The sequence below is a fragment of the Chitinophaga jiangningensis genome (genome assembly GCF_900142605.1).
Taxonomy (GTDB): domain Bacteria; phylum Bacteroidota; class Bacteroidia; order Chitinophagales; family Chitinophagaceae; genus Chitinophaga; species Chitinophaga jiangningensis.
Genome location: NZ_FRBL01000016.1, coordinates 66,130 through 78,824, shown reverse-complemented (window position 1 = coordinate 78,824; position 12,695 = coordinate 66,130). Strand labels below are relative to the sequence as shown.

General features: G+C 47.4%; 8 protein-coding genes. 7 read left to right on the top strand and 1 reads right to left on the bottom strand.

Going from position 1 to position 12,695, the window contains the following annotated elements:
• Window positions 1–1,139 precede the first annotated feature (1,139 nt).
• The 4 genes from BUB18_RS28705 to BUB18_RS28690 all read left to right on the top strand — a co-directional run bounded on the left by BUB18_RS28705 (window position 1,140) and on the right by BUB18_RS28690 (window position 5,486).
• Window positions 1,140–1,856, top strand: a complete 717-nt coding sequence (locus BUB18_RS28705; RefSeq protein ID WP_073087770.1) for a hypothetical protein — start codon at window positions 1,140–1,142, stop codon at window positions 1,854–1,856.
• Window positions 1,857–1,864: 8 nt separating this feature from the next.
• Window positions 1,865–2,974 (top strand): hypothetical protein, encoded by a 1,110-nt coding sequence (locus BUB18_RS28700; protein WP_073087769.1) that lies wholly within the window; start codon window positions 1,865–1,867, stop codon window positions 2,972–2,974.
• Between the two features lie 39 nt (window positions 2,975–3,013).
• Window positions 3,014–4,039, top strand: coding sequence for a hypothetical protein (locus BUB18_RS28695; protein WP_073087768.1), 1,026 nt, complete (start codon window positions 3,014–3,016; stop codon window positions 4,037–4,039).
• A 520-nt stretch (window positions 4,040–4,559) separates the two neighbouring features.
• The gene (locus BUB18_RS28690) at window positions 4,560–5,486 is read left to right on the top strand and encodes a PorP/SprF family type IX secretion system membrane protein (RefSeq protein WP_083550989.1); all 927 of its coding nucleotides are present in this window, start codon (window positions 4,560–4,562) and stop codon (window positions 5,484–5,486) included.
• A gap of 41 nt (window positions 5,487–5,527) precedes the next feature.
• On the opposite strand, the gene BUB18_RS28685 is transcribed toward BUB18_RS28690, so the two are convergent.
• Entirely contained in the window at window positions 5,528–6,532 is a 1,005-nt protein-coding gene (locus BUB18_RS28685; RefSeq protein WP_073087792.1) for an AAA family ATPase, read from the bottom strand.
• Between the two features lie 400 nt (window positions 6,533–6,932).
• Between BUB18_RS28685 and BUB18_RS28680 the strand changes: the two genes are divergently transcribed.
• The 3 genes from BUB18_RS28680 to BUB18_RS28670 all read left to right on the top strand — a co-directional run bounded on the left by BUB18_RS28680 (window position 6,933) and on the right by BUB18_RS28670 (window position 12,689).
• The gene (locus tag BUB18_RS28680; RefSeq protein ID WP_073087767.1) at window positions 6,933–7,529 is read left to right on the top strand and encodes an RNA polymerase sigma factor; all 597 of its coding nucleotides are present in this window, start codon (window positions 6,933–6,935) and stop codon (window positions 7,527–7,529) included.
• A 108-nt stretch (window positions 7,530–7,637) separates the two neighbouring features.
• Complete coding sequence (locus tag BUB18_RS28675) at window positions 7,638–8,645, top strand: FecR family protein (RefSeq protein ID WP_073087766.1); 1,008 nt, start codon at window positions 7,638–7,640, stop codon at window positions 8,643–8,645.
• A 408-nt stretch (window positions 8,646–9,053) separates the two neighbouring features.
• On the top strand, window positions 9,054–12,689 hold the full coding sequence (locus tag BUB18_RS28670; RefSeq protein WP_073087765.1) for a SusC/RagA family TonB-linked outer membrane protein: 3,636 nt from the start codon (window positions 9,054–9,056) through the stop codon (window positions 12,687–12,689).
• The last annotated feature ends 6 nt before the right edge of the window (window positions 12,690–12,695 follow it).

Genomic DNA, 12,695 nt, shown 5'->3' with positions numbered 1-12,695 from the left:
GGCTACCGTTTGGGTTAATGTTTAAGGGTAACCGTTGCTTAAATACCTGCGATGCTGCATTGCTAATCCGTGCACTATACAAATTATCAGCGAATAACCGCCCTATCAGGGAACCTTACCGATTAACAGCGTAGAGCCGCCTGGCAGGCGGCTATGCGCACCGGTCTCCAATACAATCTCCTGCACAATCCTACTGCAATGGATGCTGATATCTGTTTAGTGGCTGTTCACCGCGAAGAATACGATATAGATTTTCCCGAATAGCCGCCTGCCAGGCGGCTCTACGCCGCTATTGTGTGCGTTTCAGGCTTTGGTTTTAAATTAAAGTGTACCTGATGCTTAAATACCTGCGATGCTGCATTGGTAATCCGTGCACCACACAAATTCCCGGCGAATAATCACCCTATCAGGGAGTTTGTCTCTTTGGCTATATGCTTAATTGTTACTGTTACTTAAATACCTGCGATTCCGTATTGCTAATCAATGCACCACACAGATTAACAGCGAATAACGTCCCTATCAGGGAACCTTACCGATTCACAGCGTAGAGCCGCCAGGTATGGCGGCTATGCGCACCGGTCTCCAATACAATCTCCTGCGTAATCCTGTTGCAATGCAAGCGGATTTCCAGTTCGCGGATGTTCACCGCGAAGAATACGATATAGATTTTCCCGCATAGCCGCCTGCCAGGCGGCTCTACGCCGCTATTGTATGAGTTTCAGGCTTTGGTTTTAAATTAAAGTGTACCTGATGTTTAAATACCTGCGATTCCGCATTGCTAATCAATGCACCACACAGATTATCAGCGAATAACCTCCCTATCAGGGAACCTTACCGATTAGCAGCGTAGAGCCGCCTGGCAGGCAGCTATGCGCACCGGTCTCCAATACAATCTCCTGCGTAAGCCTGTTGCAATGCAAGCGGATTTCCAGTTCGCGGATATTCACCGCGAAGAATACGATATAGATTTTCCGGTATAGCCGCCTGCCAGGCGGCTATACCGGAAAATACGCCATTCCATGTTGCCACATATTTCGTATACCCCCTCCCGTAAGTCTCATCATCTTGTTAAATAACAAGAATGCTGGCGGGTGCACAGAATAATTTCCTATTTTTAAGCAACTTTAATTTTGTACTAAATGAATGAGGAGAAAGACAAGAATTCTTTCGGGATCTTGAAAAGTTTAAAGAAGCTCATTTTCGAAGACGACCCGAATGCAGTTCCCCCGCCATCACCTGCCCCGCAGCCTGTAGCCCCGCAACAAAAAGCACCTGTTACATCCGCGGCAGTGCCCCCACCGTTGCCTGCTACACCGCCACCATTACCGGGACAGCAGCCGGTGAGTGAAGTGAAACAGATGAAACTCAAAGTGCTGGAAATGCTCGAAAAACTCAACGAGCCGGGCGTCGATTTCTTCGAAGTATGGAACGCCGCCGCCGAAATGGGTGGAGTAGATGGCAACAATTTAAAGGCCGCCTACACCTCGCTCAAGTATGTCGATAAGTCGCTCGATAAGCAAAAACTCCTGCAGTCAGGTCAGCATTATGCTGCTGAACTGAAAAATATTATCGATCGCGAAACCGCTCAGAAACAGCAACAGAAGCAGGCAGTAGAGCAGGAGCAGGTAAGAGAAAAAGCCAACCTGGGTAATGAAATTCAGGAATTGGAACGGAAATTGAATGAACTGCGTCAACAATTAGAAATTAAACAAAAAAGTCTGAGAGAAATCAATAGTAAGTACGAACCGCAATTACGTGATATCGATGCTAAAATCGCATTAGGCAACACCGCTGTAGCAGAGGTAGTCAACGATATCCAGCAAGCACTTCAACTGATTGAAAGTAACTTAATTTAAATGTCCCTATGGCAAATCAACCGCAACAGGTAAACATCCCTGCCGAATTAAAAAGTCAGCTCCCAATTTTCCAGGTCCTTGGAGATCATCTGCCACAGCAGATGCAGACACCGGAAGCCAAGAAAAAAGTAGCCAGTGTTTTCTTCTGGGCATTAGTACTTGGTGGTGCATTCGCATTCTTCAAATACCTGCCGCTCATGCTGGAATATGCAGCTAAAAGTATCCTGCTGGTCATCTTCAGTATTGTACTCATCGTACTGCTGCTGCTGGCACCAAAGATTATACAGGTGCTGCACCGCTTAGGTAACACCCTGCTGTTTAAAGGGGAAAAAGCGATTATCCGCAACAACCCGATCGAAACACTGCAGATGTTATCCCGCGATGCCAGAGATACCCTCAAACGCGTAAAGGCGAAAATCGCCAACGTGGATGGTGTCAGAATCGAAATGATTTCCAGCGGCGAAACTTCTCAGAAAACTGCCCAGGAAAAATATGGCCTGGCAAAACGGTTCACACAGGAAGCCGCCTCCCTCGAAGAAAAAAGTAAAGCAGAAGCTGGCGCCAGCAACATGGAAAAGGCAAACGCTCTCGCCCGTGATGCCAAAGAAACCCGTACCAAGGCTTTCCTGCTGGGTAAAGAAGGAGAGGCAGAAGAACAAAACGCTCGCAGCTACGTGCAATATGCCAACCAGTTCGCAAAAGTGCTGGAAGTACTGAAAGACAACGAAAGTGCGGCCCGCATCTACGTGAGCACGCTCGACAGCAGTATCTCCATCATCTCCAAGAAACTGGAAGCCACTCAGAAAATGAAAAATGCCACGGAAGGACTGGCGGAAGTATTCAACATCAAAGATGGCTGGGTATTCCAGGAGGCCATGAACGCGGCTACCGGAGCTATCAGCCAGAACATCGCTTCCATCCGCTCTAATCTCGATTTCCTCGACCAGAACAACAACATCACCGTTGGTGGCGCACCTTCACAGGGTGAACTGGAAGAGTTTATCCGCAAGGTAGATGAAAGAAACCTGAAAGTACTGAACGTAAGCCAGATGGCTGATTCCTACTATGAACTGAAGCCGGAAGACAAGGTAGACAAAGGATTCTCTATTATGGACTAATCAACATTTAACCCGAAAAAAAACAAATACAAATTTAAAATGGAAGAAAAATCAACCTGGGCCAGACTCCGTTGGCCAATCAAAGTATTCATCATTGCTCTCCCTATCATCGGCATTGGATACTGGGCCTCAGAAAGTGGAAAGCTGGGTGCTGTAGGTAGCAAGCCCGCAACTGAAACTGATACCGCCGCTGCTAAATCATGGGGCGATACAGAGAAATCAGCTTCCTCCAAGTCCAAAACAACTGCCACGGCTGAACGCCGTACCTTCAACTACGTGCCCGAAAAACCAGTGGATGGTGAAATGAAAGGGGTGGTAGAGGTAGGCGCCTCCGGCTTCAACTCATTCGTGATCAACGTAGACAAACAAAAGCACTGGGAAATAGTATCCAAAGATTTCGGTAAGTCATTCGTTTACGAAGGAATGGCCACCACTGCGGATATCCGTCAGGGTCTGAAAGACTATATCGGTGCCATGTTCGATAAAGGGGTGAAATCCAAAAACGTACATTTCGTTATCAGCTCCGGCGCACAAAAAGAGCCTAAGACCGCCGTTATCGCCTCTGAGCTGAAAAAAATGGGCTATATCGTAAACCTGGTAACCGCTGAGCAGGAAGGTAAACTGGCGCTGAAAAGCGTACTGCCTCCTACCTACGAAGAAAACTCCTATGTAGTGGATATCGGCTCCGGTAACACGAAAATCTCCTGGATGGAAGGCGGTGCCATCAAATCCGTGGAAGGCCCCGGCGCCAAGTACTACGAAAAAGAACTGAAAGATGATGCCGTATACGCCAGCATCAAGGCCCTGGCAGAAAAAGTACCTGCCGCCAAGCGCGAAATCTGCTTCATCATTGGTGGGGTACCTTTCGAACTGGCCAAGGAAATCCGTGATGGCGAAGAGCGCTTCACCGTGCTGAATGAGCCAGGTCAGTATTCCTCCGATAAAATTAAGATCAAAAGTGGTCTGAACATCTATAAAGCCATCAAAGACGCTACCAGCTGCGATACCTTCGTGTTCGACTGGGATGCTAACTTCACCATCGGCTTCCTGTTGTCCCTGAAATAGGGTAGATATCGATTTGATCAGGGCCTGCGGCCCTGATCAAATCGATATAAGTGGATGCCGGAGGCATCCACTTATATCGCAAAAACTATCTGCATCCCACTCCAAACGCCCCAAAGCTGCCAAAGAAATCCTCTCCCAGTGCGCTGATCATGTGCCGTGCTGCGCTCTCGCGGTACCCATTCCAGGAACCGGCCTCGTTGCCTATGGACTGAAAAGCCGGGCGCCGCACCTCCCAATGGCACCAAAGGCGCGATTACAAACCTTTCCTAATATGCAACCGTGTTTTCCACCTAAATTAAAAGTAAAAAAATCAAGATAAGTTCATCAACATTTTCCTACCCCAATACGTTGATGAATACACGATTGGCTCAAAATAACACGACTGGTCACAGAATTTGGTAATAACCAGAAATTAATTCTAACTTTATATTCCCAAATTTTACCACATCTTTTGAATGGCCCTCCTTACTTTCGCACAGAAAGTAATGTTTGCTTTATTCCTGGTCTCCAAAAACAACCAATGAAATATTTTTACCAAAAGATTTTTGTTTCGCTGTCATTCGCATCGTTGCTGTTAGGGTCTGCCGCCAAAGTGCAAGCCCAGACGTTAAGTAGAGCAGGTGCTTTGCTGGACCCCTCATCTACACAGTATTTCCAAAATCAGTATCTCGCAAACCCCGCTATGGCTGGGATTGATACAGGTTTCCACTTCAATGCCGCCTACCGCCGCCAGCTGGACGGCATCGATGGTGCCCCTACCACTAAATTCTTTTCCGCAGATGGTTACATCGGTAGCCGTATCGGTGGTGGTATCAATGTCATGAACGATCAGGCCGGCCTTCTCAACCGCACCCGTGTAGCACTTACCTACGCGTATCACCTCCCGCTCAGCCAGAATGGAAACATGCTCCATTTCGGTTTGTCGCTGGGAATGAACTTCCAACGTATCGATTATAGCAAGGTGAACGGTGACCCGAACGATCCGTCCGTCAACGCGTTTAACCGCCGGGATGATTACTTCGAGGCCGACTACGGTATGGCCTACACGGATCAGCACTGGACCATCCAGGCAGCCCTGCCAAATATCCGCTCCACTTTCTCCAATAAGGATTATGTGGGTGCCGACGGTGGGGTGATATTCTTCTCTGGTGTATCCTACAAATTCCAGCTGGAAAGCGTGTTCAGCTCCATTGAGCCGAAAGCCTGCTACCGCAGCATCAAAGGCTATGATGGTATTGTAGACCTGGGCGTAAACCTGGGACTGCTCCAGCAGAAACTCAATGTATTGGGATTGTATCACACCTCTGGTACCTATACTGTTGGGGCCGGTTTTTACCTGCTCGATGCAGTGCGACTCAACTTAATGTATACCAAACAATCCGGTGGGTATAAAAACTATACCGATGGCGGTTTCGAAGCCGGCCTCACCCTGGATCTGTTCAAATAATAATATACGGGCATCCCGGACATACGATATGTCCGGGATGTTTATTCCCCAAAGAAAGTCTTTTGCTTAAGTGCGTAGGCCTCCGCTACCAACGCTATTGCCACTTGCAGGCGCTCCTCCCAGCTTCCATTTATCTCTCTGTAAAAAATATTGTACAATGCTAAAACACGCCGGTGTGCCGCGTCCAGTTCATCGCGCTCCGACTGCTCCAGCCGCGTGCCATCCTGGAAATAAGGCACATCATTGTTGAGATAGAGATATAAGTCCGCCCGGTTACTGTCAAAAATTTCAGGGGAAACCGCTATCTGCGTATCATAAAAATGTATACCGTAAGAAATCGTGATATACACGTCCGTATCAATAAATACCAGCGGACTATCCCCCTGTACTGCAGCATCAATGCGGGCGGCATGCGCATTTGCCACTGTATACAGATCCTTTACCGTAAACTCATTTGAATCAGGGATAATGTCCCTGGCAGCTTCCTGTACGGCGGTACCATGAAAGTAATTTGCCAGTTTATCCGTAAGCGTGGATTTACCGGTGGATTCAGTACCGAGCAATACTACTTTCAAAGCCAGCGTAGCTTTTACCGCCGGGGGGAGAAAGGACCAGTATCCCGCCAGATCCCGCCGGATCATGGAGGCCGCTACGGGTACCTCACTACGCGCCGGGTTAAACGGCAAATGCCGGATGCCCATAAAGGATGCAACATACTCCCCATAAGGTTCCGACGTCACCAGCAGGTCCACCTCCGGAAGGAGTGAGCGGAATACCTTCGCCCAGGCGGCAGACACACTTTCCGAGGATACCGAGGTATTCGGCAACTCCGTTTCGTTATAGTTGTAAATACGTATATCCACTGCCGTTAAATCGGCCACCGTGCAGCTGATCCAGCTTTTTCTTATTTCGGGAGATATTAACTCCGTGTTGCTGCAACACACCAGTATGGTCAGTTGATCGCAGGCCACGCGCGCGTATCTTATCATGGCCTCGTGGCCTTTATGGAAGGGCAAAAATTTTCCGAATACAAATCCTTTAGTCATAAGCAGGCTGTGGTGGGCAAAGTAAGGGAAAAATAAAAAAAATACGGTGCCGGCAATACGAATTTGAAGGACTTTTTGGTTTATATATCTCCAAAAAGCAACAGCAGAATCTGATAGTGGTAAAATAAAGCAGATTTGGGGAAGGTAACATTCGCCCGGGTACCAGGTTTCCGTTTGTAAAGCAACCGCGACTGTTAATTTTTTTAACAGCATTAAATTAATTAGCAAAAACTAATAAGTTGTAAATATAATTAATATAAATATATTTATAAAATAACAATTTTTTGTTATTATTTTATACAGCGAAAGTACGGTCCATGAAACCTTATGATGTTATTTGAAGAACCTGACTTTACATGCCACAAATATTCCGCGCTATGATTCATATAAAAGAGGAGATATGAATATTAACGATGCCGAATTAATCGAACAATTACAACTCAGTCAGGTCCCTGCATTTGACGGGTTGTACTGGAAATATCATGAAGCGGTATATCGCAATATTTTCAAGTTCGTGAAAGAAGAAACTGTTGCCCAGGACATTCTGCAGGAAGTGTTCAGCCGCCTATGGGAAAAACGCTATGATCTTAAACCCGACCAGCCCGTCAGTGGATGGTTGTTTGTGATCAGCTTTAACCTGTCGGTATCACACATCCGAAAGCGGGTGCGCGAATACGCGCTGCAAAAAGACCTGATGGCCATGACTGATGACGTAGCGGCAGGAACCGACAACCTGCAGATACAGGAAGCACAATACAAGCTATTGATGGAAGGAATTGAACAACTGTCCCCTCGAAGAAAAACCATTATTACTAAATGCAAACTGGAAGGAAAAACCTATGCCGAAGTAGCCGAAGAACTCAATATTTCCCGCCATACCGTGAAAGAACATTTGTCTGCAGCCATGTCTATACTCAACGATTACATGCAGCGAAATGGTGAACAACGATACGTACTACTCCTGCTGTTCTTTCTCAACTTACCGGATCAGTTCTGATAAGATCATATGTGGAAATAAAATATCTGTGATTTTTTTAAAAAAAGTTGGGATTCGACCCCTCCATTTTTTCAAACGGGCGTATTTAGTATATAAACCGTCACGATAGTGAATAACAGAAAAGCATATATACAGCAGCTCCTGCATTCAGATAATTGGTCCGCAGAACAATGGAACTGGATGAAAACCTACCTGGATGGGGAAGACCTTTCAGAATTGCAGGCCGTTGCAGCAGAAGACTTTCAGTTGGAACTCACTGAAATGAAGTCCACCCTGGATAAAAAAGTCTCCGCTGCCATGCTGGCTAATATTCATCGTCGTGCAGGCATAACCGATAACAATTTCCGTGGCGTATTCCGGCTGTATACCCGCCGCATCGCCGCCGCAGCCATCGGACTGCTCGTGATCAGTGTAGCGGCGTATATACTGCTCCGTAATAACAGCAATATGCTGATCGTATCCGCCGACAAGGAACGTACTACTGTTACGCTCCCCGACGGGTCAGACGTTGTGCTGGAGAAAGGCGCCAGCATCCGTTACCCGAAAAATTTCGGAACCAATACCCGGGAACTGACGCTGAAAGGAGAGGCCTATTTTAACGTGAAACACGCGGCTAAGGCGGCCTTTACCATCTCCTCAAAATACCTGAAAACAACAGTACTCGGTACTGCCTTTAACATGGACGTACGCGATAACGAAGAAGTAAAAGTAGTAGTGATCAGTGGAAAGGTACAGGTAGATGCACATAACGGTAACAAAACTTCCGCAAGAACGGAAGTACTCACCGCCAACAAAGAGCTGGTCCTGAATACACAGACGAATGAAATACAATTGATAGATGGAACTGATGATGCCCGATTCTATGCCCGGAAAAGTACCGGTGTATTAACCTATAAAGGCGAGTCTGTAGTAACGGTGCTGCGCGATCTGGAACGTATCTATAATGTGCCTTTAGATGCGCGTAATATCAGACAATGTCCCATTTTTAGCAACTTTAACATCAATGACGACCTGCGCAAACAGCTGGATCTGATTGCAGCACCATTCAGAAATGCTAAAGTAAATGAGCTGGAAAACGGAAAAGGATTTATGATCACAGGGGAAGCCTGCGAATGAAGCAAACCAAAATCTATGCGTTAGCCATGCCGTTGTTCCAAACAGAGTTTTGAGTAACCGACAGTAATTTTTTAACGCTATCCATATTAATACCGGAAAAAACACAACGTTTTTCCGGACGGGAATACTTTGCCCACAACAGATCTTAACCTATTCTTCTCCCTCAGGAAGAGGATGTATATGTTGTTTAGTCAGATTGTTGTTTAGGCGCTTAATGAGATTTATCAACCAGTTTATAAATAAGGACTAACATGATTACGAAGAACACTATTACTTCCGCCACCGGATAGAACCTACCGTTTTATCTGACAAAAAGTTAACTGCATAGCAGATGACCCGCTATTGCCCGATTCCCGCCAGGAACCGGATAGGGAACCTATTACCCATAATGTCTATCAAAACCGAATTATGTTGAAGAAATTCCGGCAAATACTTTTCTGCCTGATCCTGCTTATACCTTGCTTGTCGGTACACGCTGCCAACCAGGACCTGCTCGACAAAAAAATATCTATTCAGCTGCGCGATGTGCTGCTGAAAGATGCACTGGAAAAAATAAGTTCCATCGCGGAAGTATCCTTTGTGTATACCAGTAACGATGCCCTCAATGCCAATAAAGTAACCGTAACAGCTACCAATGAAAAGGTAGGAGTCCTGCTGCATAAACTGCTCACACCATACTCCCTATCCTTTAGTGTCATGTATGATCGTATTGTGATCAGAAAAGATAATCACAATAAAGATATTCCCGCAAAACTCTCCGGTTCCCTGTGGCAGATTCAACCCAGGACAACCGACGTACGCGGTATTGTTACTGACGTAAAACAAATTGCCCTACCCGGTGTAACAGTGCTCATCAAAGGCACTTCCAAAGGAACTACCACCAACGAAAAAGGTGAGTTTGAACTGAAAAAAGTTCCTGCGGATGCAGTACTGGTAATCAATTTTACCGGCTTTAAAACGGAGGAGATACCAGTGTCGCAATTCGGTACTGCAGAGAAAAGTATTACACTCAAAGAAAAGCCTACACACTTACAGGAAGTCATCGTGACCGGTTTTCAGAGCATCGATAAAAGTAAATTTTCCGGTGCCGCTACCCGCCTCAAAGCGGAAGATGTAAAAATCGAAGGGTTAACAGATGTAAGCCGCATGCTCGAAGGCCGTGTAGCCGGTGTGGCCATCCAAAACGTTTCCGGCACCTTCGGTACCGCGCCAAAAGTGCGCGTACGTGGTGCTACTTCTATCAATGGAGATAATAAACCCCTCTGGGTGGTAGACGGCGTGGTACTGGAAGATGTAGTCAACATCAGCAACGACCAGCTCTCCAGCGGCGACCCTACCACACTGCTCGGCTCCGCCGTTGCCGGCCTCAACTCCAATGATATCGAAAGCTTTGATATCCTGAAAGATGCCGCCGCTACTGCGCTGTACGGCGCCCGCGCCATGAACGGGGTAGTGGTGATCACTACTAAAAAAGGTAAATCCGGTAGGCCAATCGTTGCCTACAGCGGCAACTTCAGCACGCAGCTGAAACCACAGTACGGCGATTTCAATATCATGAACTCGGCACAGCAAATGTCAGTCCTCGCCGAACTCGAAAGAAAAGGTATTCTCACTTCGGATATCCTTTCCCGTGCGGATAACGGCGTGTTCGGAAAACTCTACGAACGCCTCAACGCAGATGATAAAGGTGAATTTCCCCTGGAAAACACGCCGGAGGCCAGAAAGCAATTCCTGCTCCGCTACGCCAACGCCAACACGGACTGGTTCAACCTCCTTTTTCGCAACAACTTCGTACAGGAACATTCCCTGAGCATTTCTACCGGTAACGACAAATCACAATCTTACTTTTCTACCAGCTATTACAGCGACAACGGCTGGACGCTGGCAGATAAAGTAAACCGCTATACGCTTAATTATCGCAATACCTATAAACTCTCTAACCGCCTTACCACTAACTTTTCCACGCTGGCCTCCGTGCGCCAGCAGAAAGCACCTGGTGCGCTGAGTCGCAGCAGCAACCCGGTGGAAGGTAAGTACGACCGCGACTTCGATATCAACCCGTTCAGCTATTCTCTCAACACCAGCCGCACCCTCACCGCCTATGATGAAAATGGTGAGCTGGAATATTTCAGAAGAAACTACGCACCGTTTAACATTATCAATGAACTGAGCAACAACTATCTCAACCTGAATATGATGGACCTGCGCCTGCAGGGCGACCTCGCGTGGCAGCTGACCAACAACCTGCGCTACGAATTCACCGGCGCTATCCGCTACGTGAAATCCAGCCGTGAACATAATATCACCGAACGGTCTAACATGGCCGGCGCTTATCGCGCTAATGATAACGCTACCATCGCGGCCAACAACCGTTTTTTATATACCGACCCTGACAACCCGGACGCAGAACCTGTCGTAGTACTACCTTACGGCGGTTTTTACAATCGCACCGAAGATCAGCTGGTTAACTACGATTTCAGAAATGGCCTGAACTACAGCGATACCTTCAACACGAAACACCAACTGAATGTATTAGTAGGGCAGCAGGTGAAAGCGGCAGACAGACAGGCCGCTTCCAACACCGGCTACGGTTACCAGTACGACAATGGCGGTGTGCCTTTCGTAGATTATAAGATACTGAAGCAAACCATCGAGAGCAACTTTCCTTACTACACCATGGGCCGCGATTTTGACCGCTTCGCTGCCTTTTATGCCACTGCCACCTACGCGTATAACCACAAGTACAACGCCACTATTACTGGTCGCTACGATGGTTCCAACAGGCTCGGTATCTCCCGTAAGGCCCGCTGGCTGCCTACCTATAGCGGCGCCGTGTCCTGGAATATTGAACAGGAACCATTTATGCAACAGTTCCGCCATGTGGACTACCTGACCCTGCGCGCCAGCTATGGCCTCACCGCCAGCATGGGCCCAGCCACCAATTCAAACATTGTATTCCAAACGGTAAATACACGCCGGCCGCACCTGACAGAAGTAGAATCCGTGATTCAGCTGGCACACCTGCAAAACGATGACCTTACCTGGGAAAAATTATATACTACCAACCTCGGACTCGACGGAGGATTGTTCAATGGCCGCATCAACTGGGCCATCGACGCATACACCCGTAAGAGCTTCGACCTCATCAGCAAAATCAAGACATCCGGTATTGGCGGCGAATTATATAAAGCCGCCAACTACGCGGATATGGAGTCGAAAGGGCTGGAAGTGATGATCGGCGGAGAACCGATCCGTAAAAAGGACTTCAGCTGGAGAACCAATCTCACCTTCGGTTACAACACCAACAAAATTACCAACGCTAAAAACATTCCTGCCATCTTCGACCTCGTAGTAGCAGAAGGAGGTAACATTGAAGGCTACCCGGTGCGAAGCCTTTTTTCCCTCAAATATGAAGACCTGACCCATTACGAGGGTGTTCCTGAATTTATTAACGAGAAGGGAGACCTGGACAAAAACGTAAACCTGCAGGACCTCAAAACCGGTCACCTCGTATATATGGGACCGGTAGACCCTCCGGTAACGGGCGGTGTATCCAATACCTTCCGCTATAAAAATCTCTCCTTAAATGTATTTGTGACGTACCAGGCAGGTAATAAAATCCGCCTGGCGCCAGCGTTCAAAACAGCTTACTCCGACCTGGACGCTATGCCGAAAGAGTTCTATAACAGATGGGCCATGCCGGGAGAAGAAGGTAAAACCGTGATCCCTTCCATCCTCGATGTTTTTGAACAGAGCATGATCTGGGGCAGCTATCCGTATAACAACTACAACTATTCAACAGAACGGGTAGCCAGCGGCGATTTCGTGCGACTCAAAACAGTTTCACTCACCTATGCCCTGCCTGCTGCCAAAGCTAAATGGATTGGGTTTAACAGCCTGTCGTTTACCGGTGCGGCCATCAACCCATGGCTGATCTACGCGGATAAGAAACTGCAGGGCCAGGACCCGGAATTCTTCAACTCCGGTGGTGTGGCACAGCCTATCCAGAAACAGTTCACCTTCTCCATTAAAGCAGGCCTCTAAACAATA

Coding starts and splice junctions, on each gene's coding strand:
- BUB18_RS28705 (WP_073087770.1), top strand. CDS start 1,140: ATGAATGAGGAGAAAGACAAGAATTCTTTCGGGATCTTGAAAAGTTTA.
- BUB18_RS28700 (WP_073087769.1), top strand. CDS start 1,865: ATGGCAAATCAACCGCAACAGGTAAACATCCCTGCCGAATTAAAAAGT.
- BUB18_RS28695 (WP_073087768.1), top strand. CDS start 3,014: ATGGAAGAAAAATCAACCTGGGCCAGACTCCGTTGGCCAATCAAAGTA.
- BUB18_RS28690 (WP_083550989.1), top strand. CDS start 4,560: ATGAAATATTTTTACCAAAAGATTTTTGTTTCGCTGTCATTCGCATCG.
- BUB18_RS28685 (WP_073087792.1), bottom strand. CDS start 6,532: ATGACTAAAGGATTTGTATTCGGAAAATTTTTGCCCTTCCATAAAGGC.
- BUB18_RS28680 (WP_073087767.1), top strand. CDS start 6,933: ATGAATATTAACGATGCCGAATTAATCGAACAATTACAACTCAGTCAG.
- BUB18_RS28670 (WP_073087765.1), top strand. CDS start 9,054: ATGTTGAAGAAATTCCGGCAAATACTTTTCTGCCTGATCCTGCTTATA.